This window comes from Photobacterium sp. OFAV2-7 (genome assembly GCF_022347985.1).
GTDB lineage: Bacteria > Pseudomonadota > Gammaproteobacteria > Enterobacterales > Vibrionaceae > Photobacterium.
On record NZ_JAKRFQ010000283.1, the window covers coordinates 1 to 5,622 of the forward strand.

4 protein-coding genes are annotated in these 5,622 nt (G+C 48.7%); all 4 read left to right on the forward strand.

Going from position 1 to position 5,622, the window contains the following annotated elements; genetic code table 11:
• Positions 1 to 1,664: nitrite reductase large subunit NirB (gene nirB, locus MHN01_RS14680; RefSeq protein ID WP_239412028.1), on the forward strand; the 1,664-nt coding region annotated here is incomplete at its 5' end.
• A gap of 12 nt (positions 1,665 to 1,676) precedes the next feature.
• Positions 1,677 to 2,048, forward strand: a complete 372-nt coding sequence (gene nirD, locus MHN01_RS14685; protein WP_239412031.1) for a nitrite reductase small subunit NirD — start codon at positions 1,677 to 1,679, stop codon at positions 2,046 to 2,048.
• 298 nt (positions 2,049 to 2,346) lie between these two features.
• The gene (locus tag MHN01_RS14690) at positions 2,347 to 3,822 is read left to right on the forward strand and encodes a NarK family nitrate/nitrite MFS transporter (protein WP_239412029.1); all 1,476 of its coding nucleotides are present in this window, start codon (positions 2,347 to 2,349) and stop codon (positions 3,820 to 3,822) included.
• An 84-nt stretch (positions 3,823 to 3,906) separates the two neighbouring features.
• A partial coding sequence (locus MHN01_RS14695; protein WP_239412030.1) for a bifunctional protein-serine/threonine kinase/phosphatase occupies positions 3,907 to 5,622 on the forward strand: 1,716 nt, incomplete at its 3' end.

Here is a 5,622-nt window from a genome sequence, read left to right on the forward strand (position 1 = left end):
AGATGGCGAAGGTTGTCGCTTCGCAATTTTGTGAGAAGCAGGGGAGTGAAGCTCAGAACGCGTTTACCGGTGCCGATATGAGCACCAAGCTGAAATTGCTGGGGGTTGATGTGGCCAGTATAGGCGATGCCCACGGTAATACGCCGGGCGCGCAGTCGTATACCTTTAACGATGAAATAGAGCAGGTCTATAAGCGGCTGATTGTGTCTCAGGATGGCAAGAAGATCCTTGGGGCCGTATTGGTCGGGGATGTTGAGGCATACAGCAGTTTGCTGCAGATGAAGCTCAATGACATGCCGTTGCCGGAAAATCCTGCCGTACTGCTATTGCCAGCGATAGGCGATGAAGAGGGGGCGGCGACCATGGGTGTGGAGGCGTTGCCTGACAGTGCGCAGATCTGCTCTTGTTTTGATGTCACCAAGGCAGATATCAAGCAGGCCGTGGCTGACGGGTGTACTGATATGGCCAGCCTGAAAGGGAGCACCAAGGCATCGACAGGGTGTGGCGGTTGCTCTGCGCTGGCCAAGCAGGTGCTCGATGCCGAGCTGGCAAGCCTCGGCTTCGAGATTAATAACCATCTTTGTGAGCACTTTGCCTACTCGCGTCAGGAGTTGGCCGATATTGTTCGGGTCAAGCAGATTAAAACCTTTGATCAGTTACTGGATGAGTATGGGCAGGGCTTGGGCTGCGATGTGTGTAAACCCACAGTAGGTTCTATTTTGGCCTCATTCTGGAACGATTATGTGCTGGATGAGCAGCATATCGGTCTGCAGGACACCAATGATATTTTCCTTGGCAATATGCAAAAAGACGGTACCTATTCGGTCGTGCCTCGAGTCGCTGGTGGGGAAATCACCCCGGATAAGCTGATCGTACTCGGCGAGGTGGCCAAAGAGTTTGATTTGTATACCAAGATCACTGGTGGCCAGCGGGTGGATCTGTTTGGAGCGCAGCTACATGAATTACCGCTAATCTGGCAAAAGCTTATTGATGCCGGTTTCGAAACCGGCCATGCCTACGGTAAATCGGTGCGAACGGTCAAGTCGTGTGTCGGGAGCACCTGGTGTCGCTACGGTGTGAAGGACAGTGTGGGTTTTGCGATTGAACTGGAAGACCGCTACAAGGGGTTACGTGCGCCCCACAAATTGAAGTTTGCAGTATCGGGTTGTACTCGCGAGTGTGCCGAAGCGCAGTCTAAAGACATCGGTGTGATTGCGACAGAGAACGGCTGGAACCTTTATGTATGCGGGAATGGCGGTATGCGTCCACGTCATGCCGATTTGTTTGCGGCTGATCTGGACGACAAAACGCTAGTGACCTATATCGACCGTATTTTGATGTTCTATATCCGGACTGCAGATCGCCTCCAGCGTACCTCGGTATGGCTGGAAAATCTTGAGGGAGGTTTGGACTACCTGCAACAAGTTGTGATTGAAGACAAGCTAGGCATTGCTGAGGAGCTGGAGCGTGAAATGGCGCATAACCTCAGCCAATATCAGTGTGAATGGAAGACAACCCTGGATTCTCCTGAGAAACTCAAACGCTTCCAGCATTTCGTTAATAGCGAGGCACCGGATAACAAGCTCAGCTACGTGACCGAGAGAGGGCAGCGCCGACCGAGAAACAAGTTTGAGCAGATTGAAATTGTCGATGTAACTGAATAGGAGCAGGGAATGATGGAACAGGTAATTATTGAGCCGGCAACTCAAAAGCCGGTACTGGAAGAAAAGTGGCAAACTATCTGTAAACGCAGTGATCTGGTGAAGAACACTGGTGTATGTGCCCTGGTGGATGACGAGCAGGTGGCCATTTTCTATTGTGGCAGGAGTCAGTCTGTCTACGCCCTGTCAAATTATGATCCGATTGGTGATGCCAACGTGATGTCGAGAGGGATTATCGGCTCAGTCGAAGGAGAGGCGGTAGTGGCATCCCCGCTCTATAAGCAACACTTTAGTTTAACGACCGGTGAATGCCTTGAGGATCCTCAATTCAGCTTAAAAACCTACCTGGTGCGAGTAGAAGAAGGGGAAATCCAGTTGCAAATATAATGGTTGTTTTTCGCTAACTATATAAAAATGGAGCTATTTGGCTCCATTTTTTATATTAAAACGTCTCAGTGAGCCTATTTTAAGGGTATTGGTCGTAGGCAAAAAAGTACAAAAGCCATAAGAAAAATAGGGTAAATGCCAGTAAATGGTGCACTCACGCACCAATATTATGATTGTTATCTTTTGAAGTCCGCTTTTGTTGTGGTTATTGTGTTTAAGTGGTTGTTATTAATTGTTTTTAATTTGTGGCATGATAACTGCAGATAACTTATCAGTGAGTCAATAAAGGAATCGAATAATGACAGATACAGGTAAGTTCAACATATTTTCCATGACTGGCAAAATGAAGATCCTTCATTTTAGCTGGTTTGCTTTTTTTATCACTTTTGTCGTGTGGTTTAACTTTGCGCCCTTGCTCCAGGCGGTAAAAGAATCACTCGGCCTGACTACGGCAGAGATCAAGACTCTGTTAATTCTGAATGTCGCCTTTACGATACCGGCTCGGGTTATTATCGGGATGTTAACTGATAAATATGGCCCCCGGATCGTCTATTCGGCGCTGCTGGCAATCTGCTCTATCCCCTGTTTTGTTTTTGCCTTTGCAGATAGCTTTGTCCAGGCAGCAATAGCACGTTTTGCCCTCGGGCTTATCGGTGCTGGTTTTGTTGTGGGGATCCGACTGGTGTCGGAATGGTTCCCTCATAACGAACTGGGCACCGCGGAAGGAATATATGGTGGCTGGGGTAACTTTGGTTCTGCTGCGGCTGCTTTTACGCTGCCGACTGTTGCAGTGATGTTTGGTGGTGAGGATGGCTGGCGTTACGCGATGGCGATCACTGGTGCCATGAGCCTGATTTTTTCCTATATCTTTTATATCAATGTTACCGATACCCCAAAAGGGGCGACATATTTCAAGCCTAAGAACTTAGGGGCCATGGAAGTAACCTCTAAAGGCGATTTCTTCTTATTGCTGCTAATGAAGTTGCCGATGTATGGTGCCCTGGCGCTATTGGCTTGGAAACTATCACCAAGCGGTGTGTCTATGCTTAGCAGTGAGATGGTTAACGGCATTTACGTGTTGCTTACCCTGATTTATTGCTACGAGATCAGCCAGGCTTGGAAGGTCAACAAGACGGTATTCAAAGAACCAGTCCCAGAAATACACCAGTATAAATTCAAGCAGGTTGCCATTTTAAATGTGCTCTATTTCGCTACTTTTGGCTCGGAGCTGGCTGTTGTCTCGATGTTGCCGTTGTTTTTCTCAGATACCTTCGAGCTGACTCCGGTAATGGCCGGGATGGTGGCATCTGCCTATGCATTCATGAACCTGATGTCACGACCGGGCGGCGGCTGGATCTCCGACAAGTTTGGCCGTAAGCCGACATTGCTGATTTTAACTGCCGGACTGGCGGCGGGTTACTTCCTGATGGGACAGGTAGATGGAAGCTGGCCGGTGTGGCTGGCAGTCGCAGCGGCTATGGCTTGTTCGTTCTTCGTTCAGTCGGGTGAGGGAGCGGTATTTGCAACAGTGCCTCTGATCAAGCGTCGTATGACAGGTCAGATAGCCGGGATGACAGGGGCGTACGGTAACGTTGGTGCTGTTTGTTATCTCACGATTTTGTCACTGGTGGACTACAGCACCTTCTTCTATGTCATTGCGGCAACGGCGGTAATTGGTTTTGTCACCTTGCTGATGATGGAAGAGCCTTCTGGCCAGATTGCGGAAATCAATGAAGATGGCAGCGTCACCATGATTGATGTCGCCAAAAGCTAGATGCCAAACCTCTAACTAGATGATGGGTAATGTAGTGGTGGCCTTCTTTGAGAGGCTGCCACTCAGTCGTACAAGGATATAACGATGGCAGAGACAATGGATATCTCGCAGGCTGTGGCTGAAGAGTTACAGGTTTCGGTAGGGGGCTTTTCCAGTGCCGGTTGCCGGGAAGCCAATCAAGACGCTTTTGCTGCGAAACATGCGGTGCGTAAAAATGTCGCCAAGTATAAGGGAGTGGTGGCATGCATTGCAGACGGCGTCAGCTGCAGTGATAACGGACAACAGGCCAGCCATACCAGTGTGACGCAGTTTATCGATGACTATTACAGTACACCGAATAGCTGGGGAGTCAGAAAGTCAGCGGCTAAGGTGCTAACCGGGCTGAACAGCTGGTTATATCATCATGGGCTGCAAAGTGATCTGCGACATAACGGGCTGGTGAGTACTTTCAGCAGTGTAATTGTCAAATCCAATACCGCGCATTTGCTTCATGTTGGTGACAGTCGAATTTACCGTTATCGGGCTGGGAAACTTGTTCAGCTCACACAGGATCACAGTCGTAAGCAAGGCGGGCGAAGTCATTTCCTGACCCGGGCGCTGGGGATGGATAGTCGGCTGGATGTGGATTACCAGCAGGAGCCTGTCGAGGTAGACGATATACTGGTACTGACCACCGACGGCCTGCATGATTGGCTGAGCAAACAAGAGCTAGAAGCACTGCTATCGCGAACGGAGCTGACAGCCGAAGAGTTGGCGCATCTTATCGTGCAGTACGCCATGAAAAATGGTAGTGATGACAACCTTACTTGCCTGTTGGTGAAAATTGACGCGTTGCCGCAAGAGGATCTGCAAGAGGTGAGCAGACAATTGACACAAAGGGTCATTCCTCCGGTACTGGCCGAAGGGAATCGGATCGATCACTATGAAATTCTAAGGGTGTTGCACAGCGGTACCCGGAGCCATGTCTATTTGGCCAAGAGCCACTTTGATAAAAAATGCTATGTATTGAAGGCACCTTCACCGAACTTTGCGGATGATTTTGTCTATCTGCAGGGGTTTATCCGGGAAGGGTGGGTTGGAAGGCAAATTGATCACCCGTCGGTGATGAAAATCCACCCCTATGCCGATGCATCGCCGTTTTTGTACCATGTCTGTGATTATGTGGAAGGCAAAACACTCAGGCAGTGGATGATTGATAATCCGGCACCGAGCCTGGAGAAAGTACGTCAGGTGGCAGCTGAAATAGTAAAGCCAATTCGTTTCTTTCAGCGAATGGGTATCGTCCACCGCGATTTAAAGCCTGAGAATATTATACTGACCGAGAATGGCAGGGTAGTGTTAATTGATTTTGGTACGGCACAGGCGGAAGGTTTCGATGAAATTTCCACTGTCATCACTGAGGACGTTCCTGTTGGCGCAACAGACTATATCGCTCCCGAATATTTGGCGGGCGAAAAAGCGACAGCCTACACGGATTTATTTTCCGTTGGGGTGATTGTATATGAAATGTTGACCGGAAAATTGCCATACCGCTCTCGACATTCTCAGGTATTTGATGGAATAAAGCCTCATTACTATCAATATATCCCGGCAACTAAATACAGAACTGATTTACCGGCATGGCTAAACCTGGTATTAAAGAAAGCCTGTCACCCTTCTCCTGATATACGCTATCAAGTCATTTCTGAATTTATTCAGGATTTATCAACCCCTAACCAGAAAATACTTAAAGAGTTGAAAGAGTCACCTTTGATCCAACGTAACCCATTGCGGTTTTGGAAGATCATGGTGTTGGTACTA